We start from the raw sequence: 15832 nt of genomic DNA, 5'->3' as shown, positions 1-15832 counted from the left end.
GGCGCCATTGTTTCAACGGCCTGCGATCGCTTTGCAGGTCGGGTAAAGTAGCGAATCTTTAACGAGAAAAGATTCGCAGCGTGCCGCGACACATAATCCTGGTGTATAAATCCCAATATTTCACTACCTTACGCAAAAAACAGTCGAGGGATAGAAGAAATATCCAGGTTTCAGGCAAGTTCGCCTTTTACTAAAGGAACGAAGCGCACGCTCTCAATAGTATCAATGCTATATTCACCCGCCCGTCGGCGGATGCGCTTAAGGTACTGACTGTCTTCTCCCACCGGCAACACCAGCACCCCCCCCTCATCAAGCTGCGCCATTAGCGCCGCGGGAATTTCCGGCGGCGCCGCCGTCACAATAATCGCATCAAACGGCGCTCGCGCTTTCCAGCCCTGCCAACCATCGCCGTGGCGGGTAGAGACATTATGCAAATCCAGTTGTTTCAGGCGACGCCGCGCCTGCCATTGCAAACTTTTAATCCGCTCGACGGAGCAAACGTGATGAACCATATGCGCCAGAATAGCGGTCTGATAACCCGAACCGGTGCCGATTTCCAGCACCCGAGACTCCGGCGTCAGCTCCAGTAATTCGGTCATCCGCGCTACGGTATACGGCTGAGAAATCGTCTGCCCCAGCCCAATTGGCAGCGCGACATTATCCCAGGCTTTATGCTCAAAAGCCTCATCGACAAATTTTTCCCGAGGCACGCTGGCAATTGCCTCCAGTACCCGTTCGTCGCCAATACCCTGCGTTCGCAATCTGGCGAGCAGCGCCTCTACACGTCCGCTTACCATGATTTATCCACCTCCACGTCGGCCAGCCACTGGGTAACGACTTCCTGAGCGCCGCGTGCGGTTAAATCCACCTGTAACGGTGTCACAGAAACATAACCCTGTTCCACTGCGGCAAAGTCCGTATCCGGCCCGGCGTCGCACTTTTCACCCGGCGGGCCAATCCAGTAAAGCGTATTCCCGCGCGGGTCCTGCTGCTCAATAACGCTTTCAGCGGGATGGCGGCTCCCGCAGCGCGTCACGCGAATGCCTTTAATCTCAGCCAAAGGAAGATCGGGAACGTTGACGTTAAGAATTCGCCCAGTACGCAGCGGCTCGCGCATCAGCGCGCGTAAAAGCGAACACGCGACCGCGGCGGCGGTCTCGTAATACTGATGGCCGTTTAGCGACACCGCCAGCGCGGGAAAGCCCAAATGACGGCCTTCCATCGCAGCGGCCACTGTACCGGAGTAAATCACATCATCGCCAAGATTAGGCCCGGCGTTAACGCCGGATACAACAATATCCGGTCGGGGGCGCATTAACGCATGCGCGCCCAAAAATACGCAGTCGGTAGGCGTACCCATTTGTACGGCGATATCGCCGTTCGCATGCTGGAAAGTCCGCAGCGGCGATTCCAGCGTCAGTGAATTCGACGCGCCGCTGCGATTTCGGTCTGGAGCAACGACCTGCACCTCGGCAAACTCACGTAGCGCGCGCGCCAACGCCTGAATGCCCGGCGCATGAATACCGTCATCGTTACTCAGCAATATTCGCATAATCACCCGTATTGATTAATTCCCTGACCACGCTGGTTGCAAAGCTGCCGGCCGGCAGCCAAAAAGTGAGTTCCAGCGTTACATCATCCCACCAGCTCCACGTCATTTCCTGGGGGTAAAGCAGCATCGCGCGCCGCGCGGCATCCACTTTTTCCCGTACAGGCAGCGCCTGTAAGTCGGGTTCGTCTGCTACCGCCTGCCGCTCAAAGGCTAAGGCGTCGCGCTGGGTGCCCCATTCGCCGCATCCCGGCAGCGCGGCGGTAATCATCAGTTCTTTATTCTCCACGCGGCGCTGCAGCGTTTCCCGTTCGTCATCCGTCGCGACAAACCAGCTGCCGCGTCCCGCTAGCTGTAGCGCATCGCCGTCAATCACCTGATTCAGCGCCATTTTTTCCAGACGCTCGCTGACAATCTGATTAAACAGCGCGCTGCGCGCCGCCGAAAGCCAAAAGCTGCGTTTATTGCGATCGCGCACCGGGCCGCCGTTCTGCGCCCAGCGGCGGGCCTGATGCAGGTTATTGCCGCCAACGCCAAAGCGCTGGGCACCAAAGTAGTTAGGCACCCCGCGCTGCAAAATAGCGCTAAGCCGCGCATCAATATCATCACGGTGCGTCAATTCGCGCAGTATCAGAGTAAACCGATTGCCGCGCAGCGCGCCAATGCGCAGCTTACGACGATGGCGCGCATATTCAAGTATTTGACACCCTTCCAGCTCAAAGGCCGACAGATTTGGCATCTCTTTGCCCGGCAGGCGAACGCAAAACCACTGCTCGGCTACGGCGTGTTTATCTTTTTGTCCTGCAAAGCTGACTTCCCGCGCGTGAACCTTTAGAAATTTAGCCAGCGCATCGGCGACAAAACGCGTATTGCAGCCCGTTTTCAACACCCGCACCAGCAGATGTTCACCCTCGCCGTCCGGCGTAAAGCCCAAATCTTCCGTCACCACGAAATCTTCTGGCCCGGCTTTCAGCAAACCGCTCCCGGCTGGCCGCCCGTGCAGCCACGTTAACTCATCCCACGACTTCACGCCGGCGTCAGCAGCAGCGCCACCGCCTCCGTCGCGATGCCTTCGCCGCGCCCGGTAAAACCCAGTTTTTCCGTCGTCGTCGCTTTGACATTAACAGCGTCAATATGACAACCGAGATCCTCGGCGATAAACACGCGCATCTGTGGAATATGCGGCGCCATTTTCGGCGCCTGCGCGATTATCGTAATATCCACATTTCCTAACCGGTAGCCTTTTTCCTGAATACGCCGCCAGGCTTCCCGCAGCAGCGCGCGGCTATCCGCGCCCTTAAACGCGGGATCGGTATCGGGAAACATCTTCCCGATATCGCCCAGCGCCGCCGCGCCCAGCAGCGCATCGGTCAGCGCGTGCAGCGCCACGTCGCCGTCAGAGTGGGCCAGTAACCCTTTCTCATAAGGAATGCGCACGCCGCCAAGTACGATCGGGCCATCGCCGCCAAACGCATGAACGTCGAAACCGTGTCCGATTCGCATTACATTTTCTCCGGGGTATTTAATCGATTAAGGTAAAATTCGGCCAGCGCCAGGTCTTCCGGCTGCGTGACTTTGATGTTGTCCGCGCGGCCGCGCACCAGCTGCGGATGAAACCCGCAATACTCCAGCGCTGAAGCCTCATCGGTCACGGCAGCGCCTTCGTTTAGCGCGCGTATCAAACAATCGCGCAGTAAAACCAGCGGGAAGAGCTGCGGCGTCAGCGCATGCCAAAGATCGTCGCGATCGACCGTGTGCGCAATGCGCGACGCGCCGGGCTCCGCGCGCTTCATGGTATCGCGTACCGGCGTAGCCAGAATACCGCCGGTTTGGCTTACCTGCGCAGCTGCCAACAGGCAAGCCAGATCGTCAGGATGCAAACAGGGGCGCGCCGCGTCGTGCACCAGCGCCCACTCAGCGTCTTCGGCCGCATGCAGTCCCGCCAGCACAGAATCCGCCCGCCGGGCGCCGCCGGTCGTTTTTATCACCTGAGGATGTTTCGCCACCGCCAGCGCGTCAAACCAGCTATCATGCGGGCTGACGGCAACTATCACGCGCGAAATCCGCGGGTTGCGTAGTAACCCGGCCACCGCGTGTTCGAGAATGGTTTTGTCGCCCAGAGTGAGATACTGTTTGGGGCGTTCGGCCTGCATCCGGCTGCCAATGCCGGCGGCCGGTACAATGGCGACGATGCGCCCGGAGGAACCTGCCATGTCGTTGTCTGAATCCGCTTACTGATTTTGATTATTGGATCGGTTACCCGTATCGCGACGGGAGCCATCGGGGACGAGACGGTAAAACGTTTCCCCCGGCTTTGTCATCCCCAGCTCATTGCGAGCGCGCTCTTCAATCGCCTCAATCCCGCCGTTAAGATCGTCGATTTCCGCAAAGAGTTGATCGTTACGCGCTTTGAGCTTCGCGTTGGTCGCCTGTCTGGCCTGAACGTCCTTATTCACTTTCGTATAGTCATGAATGCCGTTTTTGCCAAACCACAGCGAGTACTGTAGCCAAACCAGTAACGCCAGCAATAGTAGCGTTAGCTTACCCATTGCGCCCCCTGAAAAACGGCGCTTTCATCCTGTTGCTCACCTACGGGCTCCGTTGGGTTACTCAAACGTTAAAGAGGACAAAATGTATCACACAACGCGCGCTAATGCGCACAGCGCCGTATTACGCACGCTAAAGAGTATGTCAGCTACTCAGCCAAAGAAAAAGCATTCCCACCATAACCATCACGGTAAATAGCGTAGCAACACAGCTATAGCGTAATCGGCTGTCCAGCAGTGAATGCAGGGCAATGCCGATCATCACGGCGACGGGCATCAGCGCCAAAAAGAAAGGCCAAGTATAGAGGAAGAAAAAAAGCGTATTGGATCCATACAGTAAGAATGGCAGACCCAGCGCCAGCAGCCACGACAAAAAGCCCACGATCCCGCCAGGTAAAGACCAGGTGGTTTCTTCGGGCCGCGTGCCGCCGTCTGCCTGAGTAAATGAAATGGGTGTACCGTTACGCATAGCCAGTCCTGTCAATCGCCCAGCACAATGGTTCCAATGCTGTCTTTAAGGATCAGATAATATCGTCCCGGCGCAGCAGGTCTAATACCTGCGTCGTCAAATTTGTTACTAATTGTTCACCATTCAGATTTAGCGCTGGGTTTTCCGGGGCTTCATACGCGGCGTCGACCCCGGTAAAATGCGCCAACTTTCCCGCACGCGCTTTTTTATATAACCCTTTTGGATCGCGGGATTCACACACCGTCAGCGGCGTATTGACGAACACTTCACGAAAACGCGCCTCCCCAACCAGCTCACGCACCATCTGGCGCTCCGCACGATGCGGCGAGATAAACGCCGTTAATACCACCAATCCGGCATCGGCCATCAGATTTGCGACTTCACCGACGCGACGAATATTCTCGCGCCTGTCATCGTCGCCAAACCCCAAATCGCGGCACAGACCGTGGCGCAGGTTATCGCCATCCAACAAATAGGTGCTCACGCCCAGCGCGTGTAATTCATGCTCTAGCGCCCCGGCGAGCGTAGATTTCCCCGAACCAGACAGGCCGGTAAACCACACCACAGCGCCAGCGTGGCCGTGCAACCGCTCCCGTGCCTGGCGCGTAACAGGATGCGCGTGCCACACCACATTATCATCGTGCTGCGCCATTTATGACGCTCCCGGCAGCGCCCGCGCCTGCCAGTGTGGAAAATGGCGGCGCACCAGCGCATTCAGTTCGCGCTCAAACGCGCTATAGGTTTCAGGAGTTTGCGAAGCGAGCGACGCCAGCGGTTCAAAAACCATGCCCGCACCTACGGTGACATTGCTAAGCCTGTCAATAAAAATCAGCCCGCCGGTCACCGGATTTTCCCGATACGGATCGAGCGCCAGCGGTTCGTCAAACGTCACTGAGATGCGCCCAATACCGTTTAACGGCAAGGCTTCCGTATCGTGCAGCGCCAGAGTATTGATCTCCACCTGGTGCGTAATCTCATCCACTACTGCGCGATTTTTCTTGCCGCCAATTTTAACGTCGTAGCGCTGACCTGCACGCAGCGGCTGCTCTGCCATCCAGACCACATCGAGCGCGGCTCGCTGAACCACGGCGGGCGGCGCGTCGGCGGGAACCAGAACATCGCCCCGGCTGATATCAATTTCATCACGTAATACCAGCGTCACGGCATCACCCGCCCGCGCCTGCGGTAAATCGCCGTCAAAGGTGACAATACGCGCCACCGTTGAACGCACGCCGGACGGTAGTACCTGCACGGTGTCACCGGGGCGCAGCCGCCCGGATGCTACGGTGCCGGCATAGCCGCGGAAGTCCAGATTCGGTCGGTTAACATATTGCACCGGAAAGCGCAGCGGCTGCGCTTCAACGTCGCGCTGGATCTCTACTGACTCAAGGAGTTCCAGCAGCGTCGGGCCGCTATACCAGGGCATCTGCGCCGAAGGGCCGGCGACGTTATCGCCTTCCAGCGCGGAGAGCGGCACAAAGCGGATATTCACCCCCTGCGGCAACTGCGCGGCAAAGGTCAGGTAATCCTCGCGGATCTGTTCAAACGTCTCCTGAGAAAAGGCCATTAAATCCATTTTATTGACCGCCACGATCAAATGTCGGATCCCCAACAGCGTTGAAATAAAGCTGTGGCGGCGGGTTTGATCCAGCACGCCTTTACGCGCATCGATTAATAAAATCGCCACATCGCTGGTGGACGCGCCGGTCGCCATGTTGCGCGTGTACTGCTCATGCCCTGGAGTATCAGCGATAATAAATTTCCGCTTCTGGGTCGAAAAATAGCGATAGGCGACGTCAATAGTAATACCCTGTTCCCGCTCTGCCTGCAGGCCGTCAACCAGCAAAGCGAGATCCAGCTTATCGCCCTGCGTACCGTGCCTTTTACTGTCATTTTGCAGCGAAGAGAGCTGATCCTCATAGATTTGCCGGGTATCGTGCAGCAATCGGCCAATTAGCGTGCTTTTACCGTCATCGACGCTGCCGCAGGTCAGGAAGCGCAACAGGCTTTTATCCTGCTGCGCGTGCAGCCATGCTTCAACGCCGCCATAGCTGGCAATTTGCTGCGCGACTATCGTATTGGTGGTCATAACACACTCCTCAAAAATAGCCCTGGCGTTTTTTCAACTCCATCGACCCGGCCTGATCTTTATCGATAACCCGCCCCTGCCGCTCGCTGCTGGTGGAAACCAGCATCTCTTCGATAATTTCAGGCAGGGTTTGCGCGTGAGATTCCACGGCGCCGGTAAGCGGCCAGCAGCCCAGCGTGCGGAATCGCACCATTCGTTTCTTAATCATTTCGCCAGGCTGTAAATCGATGCGGTCATCATCCACCATCATCAGCATACCGTCACGCTCCAGCACCGGCCGCTCGGCGGCCAGATACAGCGGCACAATATCTATCTTTTCCAGGTAGATGTACTGCCAGATATCCAGCTCGGTCCAGTTAGAGAGCGGAAAAACGCGAATGCTTTCGCCCTTGTTCACCTGCCCGTTGTAGTTATGCCACAGCTCCGGGCGCTGGTTTTTCGGGTCCCAGCGGTGGAAACGATCGCGAAACGAATAGACACGCTCTTTAGCGCGAGACTTTTCTTCATCGCGCCTGGCGCCGCCGAACGCGGCATCAAACCCATACTTATCAAGAGCCTGCTTTAATCCTTCGGTTTTCATAATGTCCGTATGCTTCGCGCTACCGTGATCGAAAGGGTTGATCCCCAGAGCCACCCCTTCGGGATTGCGATGCACTAATAATTCACAGCCAAGCTCCTGCACGGTGCGATCGCGAAACGCGTACATTTCGCGGAATTTCCAGCCGGTATCCACGTGCAATAGCGGAAAAGGCAGCGTGCCGGGCCAAAATGCCTTACGCGCCAGATGCAGCATCACCGAGGAATCTTTACCAATCGAATACAGCATGACCGGGTTAGCGAACTCGGCCGCCACTTCACGGAAAATATGGATACTTTCTGCTTCAAGCTGCCGCAGGTGAGACTGTGTTTCGAGATCCATAACGCTCCTTCGGCCAGAGTGCGGACTGGGCTATACCACCTCACGCGCGCAGCGCGCTGGCACATCAATGATTGCGAATCTCTGGACTATACGGCGCGCGCTTAGGCGTTATGAAATGCCGAATTGGAATGATTAGTTCCCCAAAGGAATAACGCACCTAATTGCAATGCCTCCATTTTGGGGAAATAAGAGCAATCAAGATTGCCCGCGCCGCGCCGGGAACGCATACTGACGCCGCACATTGCCTCAACGTTCAGAGACTAAGGATTTCTCTATGCTTTCCATACTGCGCCGCTGCCTCGGCGCACTGGCTATCAGTCTGGCCATAACGTCGGCGGCCCAGGCTCAACTCCCCGCTCTCGGGGCTATCGCTAATCAGCAGGCGCGCCGGCTAGCCACGCTTTATCCTGGCCGGATGACCGGCTCACCGGCGGAAATACTCGCGGCAGATTTTATTCACCAGCGTCTACAGCAGTGGGGCTACCAGAGCGACATTCGCCGCTTCCCGGCGCGCTACGCGTATCAGGGGCCAGGCCCGCGCCAAACCTGGCGCAGCGTGACGGGCAGTTCGGTGATTGCCGCCCGGGAAGGGCGCGAGCCAAAACAGATTGTGATTGTGGCGCACCTGGACACTTACGCTGCGCAAAGCGAGCGAGACGACGCCGCTAATCTCGGCGGTTTAACGCTGCAGGGCATGGACGATAATGCCGTTGGGGTTGGGGTATTGCTGGAGCTGGCGGCGCGTTTTCAGGCGATCCCGACTCGCTACACGCTGCGCTTTATCGCCACCAGCGGCGAGGAAGAAGGGCAACTGGGCGCGAATAATATCCTACAATATATGGATTTGCAGCAGCAGAAAAATACGCTACTGGTAATTAACCTTGATGAGCTGGTTGGCGGCACCCGGCTGTATTTTACCAGCGGCTTGCACACGCCAGCGGCGGAACGCAAACGCACGCGCGACCGCGCGCTGGCCCTGGCGCGTCGATATGGTATTCCAGCCTCAACGCCGCCGGCAAAAGCGCAGCATGCGCTGGATAACAGCGATGCGCAGCCGTTTGACCAGGCGGGGCTGCCGGTGTTAAACGTCAACGCCACCGACTGGGCGCTGGGCAATAAAGACGGCGTGCAGCAGCGCGCAAAAAGCCGGGCCTTTCCGGATGGTATTGTTCGCCACTACGCCCAGCGCGACAGCCAGCAATATCTGGACACCCAGCTGCCGGGCCGGATAGCCCAGCGCTGCCAACAAACCGTGCAAATACTGCTGCCGCTGATTAAATCGCTGGCGCAGGCAGAGCGCACATAAATCGGTCTGCCCGGGCGGGAAGCTCATACTCCTTTAATTAAATGGATATAGCGTACCGCTCGCGCGAGAGGCCGATGTACCCTGCAAGAGCACCGTGCTGGTAATACGGCATCCCCACTTGTGTGGGGAACACGTTATAAATATTTTATGGATATTCAGGCCGGGCGGTTTATCCCCACTCGCGTGGGGAACACGGCGGTATTGTCTCCCGATGAAATAAGTATCGCCGGTTTATCCCCACTTGCGTGGGGAACCCGTAATGTATAGAAATCAATATGTTGAAGAGATCGGTTTATCCCTACTCGTGTGGGGAACACTGTTTGTATTGCCAGTACACACGCCCGGTACGTGGTTTATCCCCACTTGCGTGAGGAACGTTCATCAGCCAGCTCATAGGGATAACCAGCCATCGGTTTATCCCCATTCGCGTGGGGAACACATACTGAATGAATGTGCGCCCGTAGCTGGCCGCAGTTTATCCCCACTCACGCGGGGAACACGCCAGTCAGTTAAAACCGTCATATTTGTTGTAGCGGTTTATCCCCACTCGCGTGGAGAGCACAAGGCGATGGCTAAAGCTGAGATGTTTTTGAACGGTTTATCCCCACTTGCATGAGGAATCCGTAATGTAAATAAATCAATATGTTGGAGAGATAGGTTTATCCCCACTCGCAAGAGGAACCCTCAGACATGGCGCCCTCGGCTGGGCAGCGATTCGGGTTAACCCTACGCTTCGGGCAATGCCTTTTGTAGTTCCCCTCACCGGCCCGCCACCAAACCGGGCACGTTTAGAATATCAAGCTATTGATTCTCAACAGGAAGGAAAGAGACCAGCCGCAGGCCATCCAAATCTACCGGCACGCGTCTGTTTTCCCCGAAGGTTTGAAAATCAAATCCCGACTCGGTATTCGTAGCCCAGGCCATCACCACATTGCCCTCGTCGGCAAACGTTGAGATCTGCAGCCAGATGGTCTCGCGCACCCGGCGGGAAACATCGCCGATGTAGACGCCCGCCCGAATTTCCAGCAGCCAAACCGCCAGCCTGCCGCGCAGGCGCGGCGGCACATTTTCCGTCACCACAACTAACATACTCATGGATTATCCCCGATGCCCGCCGTCACCTAATGGAACCGGCTCCGGAATGGCGGGCGGCTGCGCGTCGGCGAACGGTTCAGGCAGCGGGATCTCCCCCGCCGCCAGCACCTCTTCAATCAAAGGGATGAGGCGCGCCAGGGTTTTCTGGCTGCGAAAAATATCCCGGCACGCCAGGCGCACGTCTTTGTCCGGGCGCAGCGGATGACGGGCGGCAATTTGAAAAGCGGCGGGCACCACGCCGTCGAATTTAATGATATCGGCGATATCATAGACAAAAGACAGCGGCTTACCTGAATGTACAAAACCGATGGCCGGGGCATAACCTGCCGCCAGCACCGCCGCCTCGGTGATACCGTATAAACAGGATGTTGCTGCGCTCACGCACTGGTTGACCACGTCGCCTTTTTCCCAGTCTTTAGGATCATAGCGGCGCCCCTGCCACTTCACGCCATAGCGTTTAGCCAGCAGTTTATACGTCTCGCGCACCCGCGCGCCTTCAATGCCGCGCAGTTGCTCCACGGAACGGCGGGCGGGCGCGGGTTCGCCGAAGCGTAGCTCGAACATTTTACGCACGACTTTCAGGCGCAAATCTTCATCCAGCGCCAGCCGGGCCTGGTACAGCAGCCTGTCGGCACGCGCTCCGCCGGGCTGGCCGCTGGCGTACAGGCGCACCCCGGCCTCCCCGACCCAAACCAGCAGCGTGCCCGTCATTGCCGCCAGCTTAATCGCCGCGTGCGACACCCGGGTGCCCGGTTCCAGCATAATGCAGGCAACTGACCCGACCGGGATGTGGGTGCGCACGCCGTTTTTATCGACCAGTACAAACGCGCCGTCAATGACGTCAACCTGCCCATATTCGAGAAAAATCATGGAAGTACGATCTTTCATCGGTAACGGGCTTAAAGGAAGCCAGCCCATTAGCGCGCCCTTTTCACCATGAGCAGGCCGCAGCCCAGCGCTTTACTTTTCCCCAGCCCGCCCGCCAGCGCCTGTTCAAACAGAGACACATCGGTAACGCGCAGCGTGCCGGCAAAATCTACGCTGCTAAACGTAATCGGCGCGTCCTGATTGCGGCGGATGAAGCTATGCTGCTGGCAGGTTTTCACGCAGGCCGTCTCCGCGGGCGGTTCGCTAAGCGCCTCGCCGGCCCACAGCGCCAGCGCGTCTGGCTCCGGTGCCATCAGGCAAAAGCCGTGACGTTCTCCCTGGGTTTCCAGCCACCGGGCCGCCGCCTGTTGCTGAAGCGCCCACCACTGCTGCTGGGGTATGCCCTGCACTTTGGCGTGATACTTCGCATCCATCATCACGTCGCTGCGCTTCTTATTACGCGTGACCACCGGGTTAGCGCGCAGTTGGAAATCAAGGATCATTCCCGGAGCAAGCTGGGGGTTAAAGGACTTAGTCTCAACCTTAAACAGCGCGTGTTGCTCGACCGGCGGGGTGGTGGATAGCATAAAAAACTGGCCGTGCGCATCCAGCCGAAACAGAAACGGGCGGGTAGACTGCTCAGGGAATAGCTGCCATAGCCACTGGTGGGCCGCATACGGGGTTGCGGAATGCCATTTTTCCAGCATGCCCGGCAACAACTTATTGAATTGAAGCTTAATCCGAGACAGATACATTATTTGCCCTCCTGCAGCGTGCCGCAAAAGCGAATATAGCGGCCGAACTGCCAGCGTTTACGGCTCAGCGGCTGGTTGTTTTCGTGCAGTTTTTGCTGCCATGTCAGGCTGGATTCTTCGGGGTCGTCCCAGTAACACGCGCCATCGGCGCTGAAAAAGCTCTCCCGCCCGCACGCAATAAGCTGCTGCTGCGTGCGCTGTGAAGCTTCGGGGTCCGCGGTGGAAAAAAGCGCTTCCGCCGTTGCGGACAATAGCGCCTGCGCCGCCTCGGTAAACACCTCTTTTAGCGTCCCCGACCTGACTTCAGGCTGCATGGGCAGTGCCAGCGGGCAGGATTTACGCCCTAAATAGAGCGGGAAGTGCGGTTCCAGCAGCGCCTGCCGCAACTGTTCCAGCGAATAAGGCGCCTGCGCGGTAGCGCTAACCGCAATATGCCAGTAGCCGTCGCAGCGGTATTCTCGCTGCGAGACAATCGTTCCCACCTCTTCCGGCGCCTGGCAAAGTTCATCCCGGCGCGTGTAGTAGCGGCGCTTTTTATTCTCACGCGGCGCGCTAACGGTATGATAATCGCGCAGCCAGCGGGTTTGGGTCGCGAGGTCGTGTATCGCCAGATGGTAGTGCTGATTAAACGCGTTAAGCCGCTCCTCTTCGTCCCGGCGGATGCCAAGCGCAGCGGCAAGCAGCCCCAGCAGCGCCGAGCGCGTCGGCACCGTCGCAGAAGGGCGAATTTCGCCCGGCGCAGCCTCTCCCCAGGAGGCAAGCGGCGCGTAGAGCCGAAAAACCAGATATTCCTTCATCGTTTATCCTTACTGGCTGACGAAGGCCAGCAGCTCTTCCAGCGAGGCCGCAGAGTTGTCCGCCACGTTCAGCGTTTTGCTCTGTTCGCATTTGCCGTATACGCGATCGAAGTTGTCACGCTGGGCTTCCAGTTCCTGGATGGCGGCGCCGATTTGGTCCACGGCGCGCACCGGGCGGAAAAACGCAGCGGCCAGCGAGCGCGGCTGCCGGCTGCCGATTTCCGCCAGCGCATAAGAGGCATACGCCCGCGAGGCATAGCTGTTCTGTTTGCCGGTGGGCGATACGGTGAGCGCCGTTTCCGTTAGCGCAGCGATGGCCCGCTTCGCCAGCGTCTCATCGCCGCCGAGGTTTTCTATAAGCAGGTCGCGGCTGATGCAGATATAGGTATAAAACAGCGCGGAGGCAAAGCCCTGCTCCCCCATATGCGCTGAACCGGTGTCTTCATCTTTATTTAAATCGTCTACCGCGGTAAAAAAATCGTCTTCTACCGTAACGGCGCTGACGCCCAGCGCGTGCGACACCTGGCAGGCGGCCTCAACGCCAAACTCCGGCGACGAGGCCAGCATACGGCCAAACAGCGCCATATCCACGCTGCGCTGCTCTTTGCGTAACAGCTTCAGTTCATCTTCCGTTGGATCTCGGTTATCGGCGATAAGCGTCGCCACCAGTTGGTGAATCAGGTTGATTTCATGCTGGCTAACGTGAATGATTTGCTCTGTTTCAAAGTTTTTACGCTCGTCTTTGGGATTTTTATCGCTTTTTACTTTGCCAAACACCGCGGCTATTTTTTCCGCCGAGGTCTTCGCGACTTTAGGGGAAACCCCGGCCTTAATCATGGGGTCATACACATAATCCACGCCGATGCGCTGCGTGCGCTTGCCCATATGGCCCGCCATCGCCGCCTCAAAATTATCCGACGTGCGCCATACGCGCTTCAGGCTCTGGGAGGAGACGCGCAGGCGCTCTACGCCGCCCATAATCGCAGTTTTAGGGCGTCCTGCATCATCGCGGTTAAGATTGGAGGGAGCGTAGGCGGTTAAAAAGTGCAACTGGATAAACGTGGTCATTTTCAAATCCTTCTGGAAATTATTATTTAATAAGTAACGTGGAAAGGTATTCATTGGCCCAGCGGATATGAATACGTTCATAGGGGCTACCGGTTTCCGGCTGGTGCTCGACGCGTCTGTGCCACTCTTCTACCCACATGAAAATGCCGTCGGCTAGAGAAACCAAATTAACGCCCGCATTACCGCGAATTTTTACCGCTCGAATTAGCAGGTTGCACAACACTGCCGGATCATTGGCTTTTAGAATGCGTTCAAAGCGAATTTTACTGACGCAGGGACGATCGCCTTTTAGCTTTTGCCCCAGTTGAGCGGCAAAGCTAATGACTTTTTGCTCCTTTTCCTCTGTTTTCTCTTCCTGCTCCGTTTCCTCTGAATTCTTAGCGGTACTGCTGTACTTTTTAACGTGTGCTGCCACGCTGGCAAACAGCGCCAGCGCCATTAACTGAACGGGCGTTAGCGTCATATGCTCTGACAGCCGCTGACGCAGAATAACGAAGCCTTCGCACATCATTGCTCCCCAGGGGGGGTCTACCCGCTTTAACTCCGCGCGCCAGGCGCGACCATTAAGGCGTTTGGGTGGTTTATTATTTTCCTCTTTTCCATAAACTCCACGTTCAGATAAATCATCAAACCACTGCAATAAAACCTGCTGTGCATCTTTATTCTTAATTTGCATCGGTACAGCGGTTACAAACTCCTTAAACATGCGTCGTCTCCTTTTTCTCCAGGGCAAGCGCCAGCAGCGCGTTACGCGTTTTTGACTTAATGTAAGTGCCTTCCAGCATTCTCCGGGCATTTATCTGACGTAGCAGAATATCTGCCGGGCAATCCACATTGGTGAGCACATCGCGGTCAAACGCGTGAAGCAAATAACGGTGCAGCGCCCGCTCCCAGTCGCGCAGCGCCCGGCGCGTATCGGCGCTGGTGGTGCGCGGCTCGGCGATTAAAGCCTCCAGCAGGGTACGAAAATCCCTCTCGGTTTCCTGCCAGAAGGCGATATCCAGCATGCTGAAATCGGCTTTGGCTTCTTTGGGATATTCAAACCAGGCGCTTTTGAACGCGCTGCGTAAAATGGAAAGCGCCTCAGACGCCAGCGGTAAAATCAGCTTCAGCACGTCGGTGAATGCTTCGTCGTGGGCAACGCGCGCCAGAGGAATACGGTGTTGGTACCAGCAGCGCGCCTTTGCGTTATCCATATCCCAGGCAAAACACCACAGGCCGACCGGCACCTCGACGCTGTCCCTGTAGAGCTGGCGCACCACGGTGGCGGGCAGGATTTTATTAAAGCGATCGTCGGCTTCCAGCATTAACCCCAGCCAGTCTTTATAGCTCAAGCCGCCGGGCTGGCCTTTCAGCGCCAGCCAGGGCGCGGCGCTGTCTTTCAGCGCCTGACGATAAGGGGAGAAAGGATGCAACCAGCCGTCATACTGCACGCCGTAGTTTTTAGAACGCATGTCACTCAGTAACCGCGGGTGCGGTTCGCCGCACAGGTCGCACTGGCCGGCCTGGGTGCGGGCAAAATCTATCTCGATGCGGCGCGGCATGCCCCAGTAGGCCTGCAGAGGATGGGCGTTTTCCTCCGTTACGATATTGCCGGGCTTTTCACTGGTTTTGGTCGGCGCCAGCCAGGGGAAGATAAGCGGGTAGTGAGCCGGACTGGGCGCTTCTTCCTGCACCAGTACGTTGAGCCACAGCTTTTTCCACAGCGGGAACGCATCCTCCTGGCGCGGCACGACCAGCGTGGTCAGCGGCCCGCCGCCGCGCATCCCTACCCGGTAGCCCGCGCCCCCGGCCGGGGAGTTGGTTTGCACCGCAAACAGCGCCATCACCGCGCAGTGCGGGCAAATACGCTCCACGCCGCCGCGCTTCACAAAGTGATCTTTATTGAGTTTTAACGTGTTGCCGCCGGGGGCGTCGATCAGTAACCCGGCAATCGGGCCGCTCTCGCTATCCAGGGTCTCAAAGCTTTGCAAAAAGGCGGGCTTTTGCTCCCCGAACTGCAGGGCTGGTGCCAGCGCGCGCAGCCCCTGCGCCCAGGCTCCCGGGTCAATGCCGCTATTCCAGCGCTCCTCCCAGTCATCGCCGCTGGCGGGCGCGACGGCGCACTGCAGCAGGCCAATTAACATTTGCCAGGCCGCCCCCTGAAAATCCGCCCGGGGGTAATCCACATCGGCAATATCATCATCCAACAGTTCGGGCAGGGAGACTTTTTTCCTTGCGCCGCTAAAGAGTAAAACGGGAAGCCATTTTTCCTGGGTTAAATCCATATTAGCAAGCTCCATAAAAGCAGGCTCCAACGGGAGCCTGCCGGACGTTAATGCATTAGTGTCATTAACGAAAACGCTAAGATCAGCGTTTCAATATTGAGGTTA

At 57.3% G+C, this 15832-nt stretch carries 18 protein-coding genes; 1 reads left to right on the top strand and 17 read right to left on the bottom strand.

Going from position 1 to position 15832, the window contains the following annotated elements:
- Positions 1-170: 170 nt before the first annotated feature.
- From SFA31_RS10250 to cysD, 10 genes are all read right to left on the bottom strand, one after another.
- Positions 171-797 carry a protein-L-isoaspartate(D-aspartate) O-methyltransferase gene (locus SFA31_RS10250; protein ID WP_322837887.1) on the bottom strand — a complete coding sequence of 209 codons (627 nt, stop codon included), beginning with the start codon at positions 795-797 and terminating at the stop codon, positions 171-173.
- The gene (gene surE, locus SFA31_RS10245) at positions 791-1552 is read right to left on the bottom strand and encodes a 5'/3'-nucleotidase SurE (RefSeq protein ID WP_322837886.1); all 762 of its coding nucleotides are present in this window, start codon (positions 1550-1552) and stop codon (positions 791-793) included. The genes SFA31_RS10250 and surE overlap by 7 nt, the downstream gene beginning before the upstream one ends.
- Complete coding sequence (truD, locus tag SFA31_RS10240; protein WP_322837885.1) at positions 1533-2579, bottom strand: tRNA pseudouridine(13) synthase TruD; 1047 nt, start codon at positions 2577-2579, stop codon at positions 1533-1535. The genes surE and truD overlap by 20 nt, the downstream gene beginning before the upstream one ends.
- Positions 2576-3052, bottom strand: coding sequence for a 2-C-methyl-D-erythritol 2,4-cyclodiphosphate synthase (ispF, locus tag SFA31_RS10235; RefSeq protein ID WP_322837884.1), 477 nt, complete (start codon positions 3050-3052; stop codon positions 2576-2578). The genes truD and ispF overlap by 4 nt, the downstream gene beginning before the upstream one ends.
- Positions 3052-3762: a 2-C-methyl-D-erythritol 4-phosphate cytidylyltransferase gene (ispD, locus tag SFA31_RS10230; protein ID WP_322837883.1), complete on the bottom strand. Its 711-nt coding sequence runs from the start codon at positions 3760-3762 to the stop codon at positions 3052-3054. Before ispD ends, ispF begins: the two co-directional genes overlap by 1 nt.
- Before the next feature lie 18 nt (positions 3763-3780).
- Positions 3781-4098, bottom strand: coding sequence for a cell division protein FtsB (gene ftsB / locus SFA31_RS10225; protein WP_322837882.1), 318 nt, complete (start codon positions 4096-4098; stop codon positions 3781-3783).
- A gap of 142 nt (positions 4099-4240) precedes the next feature.
- Positions 4241-4564 carry a DUF3561 family protein gene (locus tag SFA31_RS10220; protein WP_322837881.1) on the bottom strand — a complete coding sequence of 108 codons (324 nt, stop codon included), beginning with the start codon at positions 4562-4564 and terminating at the stop codon, positions 4241-4243.
- A gap of 52 nt (positions 4565-4616) precedes the next feature.
- Positions 4617-5216 carry an adenylyl-sulfate kinase gene (gene cysC / locus SFA31_RS10215; protein ID WP_322837880.1) on the bottom strand — a complete coding sequence of 200 codons (600 nt, stop codon included), beginning with the start codon at positions 5214-5216 and terminating at the stop codon, positions 4617-4619.
- Complete coding sequence (gene cysN / locus SFA31_RS10210; protein ID WP_322837879.1) at positions 5217-6653, bottom strand: sulfate adenylyltransferase subunit CysN; 1437 nt, start codon at positions 6651-6653, stop codon at positions 5217-5219.
- Between the two features lie 10 nt (positions 6654-6663).
- Complete coding sequence (gene cysD / locus SFA31_RS10205) at positions 6664-7572, bottom strand: sulfate adenylyltransferase subunit CysD (RefSeq protein WP_322837878.1); 909 nt, start codon at positions 7570-7572, stop codon at positions 6664-6666.
- A 274-nt stretch (positions 7573-7846) separates the two neighbouring features.
- On the opposite strand from cysD, the gene SFA31_RS10200 reads away from it, so the two are divergent.
- Complete coding sequence (locus SFA31_RS10200) at positions 7847-8878, top strand: aminopeptidase (RefSeq protein ID WP_322837877.1); 1032 nt, start codon at positions 7847-7849, stop codon at positions 8876-8878.
- Between the two features lie 801 nt (positions 8879-9679).
- Here the strand turns inward: SFA31_RS10200 and cas2e are convergent.
- From cas2e to casA, 7 genes are read right to left on the bottom strand one after another with little or no spacing between them, the layout of a single operon-like run.
- Positions 9680-9973: a type I-E CRISPR-associated endoribonuclease Cas2e gene (cas2e, locus tag SFA31_RS10195; RefSeq protein WP_322837876.1), complete on the bottom strand. Its 294-nt coding sequence runs from the start codon at positions 9971-9973 to the stop codon at positions 9680-9682.
- Positions 9974-9976: 3 nt separating this feature from the next.
- A complete protein-coding gene (gene cas1e, locus SFA31_RS10190; RefSeq protein ID WP_322837875.1) occupies positions 9977-10891 on the bottom strand; it encodes a type I-E CRISPR-associated endonuclease Cas1e in 915 nt (304 codons plus the stop codon).
- Positions 10891-11595: a type I-E CRISPR-associated protein Cas6/Cse3/CasE gene (gene cas6e / locus SFA31_RS10185; RefSeq protein ID WP_322837874.1), complete on the bottom strand. Its 705-nt coding sequence runs from the start codon at positions 11593-11595 to the stop codon at positions 10891-10893. The genes cas1e and cas6e overlap by 1 nt, the downstream gene beginning before the upstream one ends.
- Complete coding sequence (cas5e, locus tag SFA31_RS10180; protein ID WP_322837873.1) at positions 11595-12392, bottom strand: type I-E CRISPR-associated protein Cas5/CasD; 798 nt, start codon at positions 12390-12392, stop codon at positions 11595-11597. The genes cas6e and cas5e overlap by 1 nt, the downstream gene beginning before the upstream one ends.
- Before the next feature lie 9 nt (positions 12393-12401).
- Positions 12402-13460 carry a type I-E CRISPR-associated protein Cas7/Cse4/CasC gene (gene cas7e / locus SFA31_RS10175; protein WP_322837872.1) on the bottom strand — a complete coding sequence of 353 codons (1059 nt, stop codon included), beginning with the start codon at positions 13458-13460 and terminating at the stop codon, positions 12402-12404.
- 22 nt (positions 13461-13482) lie between these two features.
- Positions 13483-14166 (bottom strand): type I-E CRISPR-associated protein Cse2/CasB, encoded by a 684-nt coding sequence (casB, locus tag SFA31_RS10170; RefSeq protein ID WP_322837871.1) that lies wholly within the window; start codon positions 14164-14166, stop codon positions 13483-13485.
- Positions 14159-15727, bottom strand: a complete 1569-nt coding sequence (casA, locus tag SFA31_RS10165; RefSeq protein ID WP_322839344.1) for a type I-E CRISPR-associated protein Cse1/CasA — start codon at positions 15725-15727, stop codon at positions 14159-14161. Before casA ends, casB begins: the two co-directional genes overlap by 8 nt.
- Positions 15728-15832: the final 105 nt, after the last annotated feature.

It is taken from the genome of Erwinia sp. HR93, from assembly GCF_034555055.1.
Taxonomy (GTDB): domain Bacteria; phylum Pseudomonadota; class Gammaproteobacteria; order Enterobacterales; family Enterobacteriaceae; genus Apirhabdus; species Apirhabdus apintestini.
The sequence above is the reverse complement of the archived record's forward strand: the minus strand, read 5'-3'. Positions and strand labels throughout refer to the sequence as shown.